The organism is Pseudobutyrivibrio xylanivorans DSM 14809, assembly GCF_900141825.1.
GTDB classification, from domain to species: domain Bacteria; phylum Bacillota; class Clostridia; order Lachnospirales; family Lachnospiraceae; genus Pseudobutyrivibrio; species Pseudobutyrivibrio xylanivorans.
Window position 1 is genome coordinate 1 of sequence record NZ_FQYQ01000056.1, and the last position, 1471, is coordinate 1471.

At 36.5% G+C, this 1471-nt stretch carries 2 protein-coding genes; both read right to left on the reverse strand.

Translation table 11 applies throughout. The annotated features are described in order from the left end of the window. Positions 1-37: 37 nt before the first annotated feature. Entirely contained in the window at positions 38-892 is an 855-nt protein-coding gene (locus tag BUA88_RS15800) for an IS3 family transposase (protein WP_330390321.1), read from the reverse strand. Next, positions 856-1425: a helix-turn-helix domain-containing protein gene (locus BUA88_RS15805; RefSeq protein WP_072919729.1), complete on the reverse strand. Its 570-nt coding sequence runs from the start codon at positions 1423-1425 to the stop codon at positions 856-858. The genes BUA88_RS15800 and BUA88_RS15805 overlap by 37 nt, the downstream gene beginning before the upstream one ends. Positions 1426-1471: the final 46 nt, after the last annotated feature.

Genomic DNA, 1471 nt, shown 5'->3' on the forward strand with positions numbered 1-1471 from the left:
TGATATGTACCCAGAATCCTGGACACATATTTATGAACTAGGCTGAACACATGGATGCTATCCTGTATTGTACAGGTGGCATCCATTTTGTTTTTGCCTGAATTCTTTTGTTATTGTAGTAATCTATATATTCTTCAACTGCCTTTGAGAATTCTTCAAAAGAAGAATAGTCTTTCTCATAACCATAGTACATTTCGTTCTTTAATCTTCCAAAGAATGTCTCCATTATACAGTTATCATAACAGTTACCTTTTCGAGACATAGATTGGATAATGCCATGCTCTTGTAAAGCAGTACGATAATAAGTATGTTGATACTGCCAGCCCTGATCGGAATGAAAAATAAGTCCTTTAACTGAAGGGAATTTTTCAAAGGCTTTATTTAGCATTCGCGATATCTGATCAAGATTAGGACTCTTAGCTAAGTCATAGGAAATAATTTCATTTGTGTTCATATCTAAAACTGGTGATAAATAACATTTACCCCATGGAAAATTAAACTGCGATACATCTGTAGTCCATTTTTGTAAAGGCGCAGTTGTACTGAAGTCTCTATCTATTACGTTATCAGCAATCTTCCCGACTTCTCCTTTATAAGAATGATATTTTTCTTTTGGTCGTTTCCCAGCTAATCCTGCTTCATGCATAAGGCGTTGAACTCGTTTATGGTTTATTTGATACCCGCGATTTATCAATTCATGATGGACTCGTCTCACGCCATATCTACGCTTGTTTGACTCAAAAATATTTTGTATTTCTTCAAGTATTTTTTGATTACGTTCAGCAACAACATCTTTCTTGTTTATCTCAAAATAGTAGGTAGATTTAGCCATATGCATAGCCTTAAGAAGATACTTTAATTCGAATCCGTTTTCTCTGAGTTCTTTGATGATTGCTGCTTTTTCGCCTTGAGTCGCGCAGCTTCCTTTTCTTCTCTCAAGGCGATCTCTTTTTTTATTACTTCGATTTCAGCCTTCATATAAGCATTTTCAGCTCTTAATCGGATTAGCTCTTCGTACTCAGATTCGTTAGGTTTTGGCGGCTTTCTTGTTCCAATTTTTTTCATGTCTGGATTCTTCGATTTACGTCCTCTCTGTTTTGGTATAAGACCATTGTAACCATAATTCTTATAATTGCGAACCCATTGGTTAAGTTGACTATAAGTAACACCTACCGAATAAGCAACACTTTTGAGAGACTCACCAGCCAAAACACGCGCAACTAAAGCATAACGTTCCTCAGGCGACCATTCTTTGTTATGCTCTTTGTGACAAAGAGCATAAGGACCGCATGACTCTTCAATTCTAACCCAGCCTCGTATCGTATTACGAAAGTTTTCAGTACTAATACCATCTGGCGTATCAGGCCAAAGACCTTGGTGATACAAATCTACCGCATTTCTTTTGAAAATATAACTATAGTGCATAAAAATACCCTCCTTACTGGTTGTCCAGTAAAGAGGGTACATATCA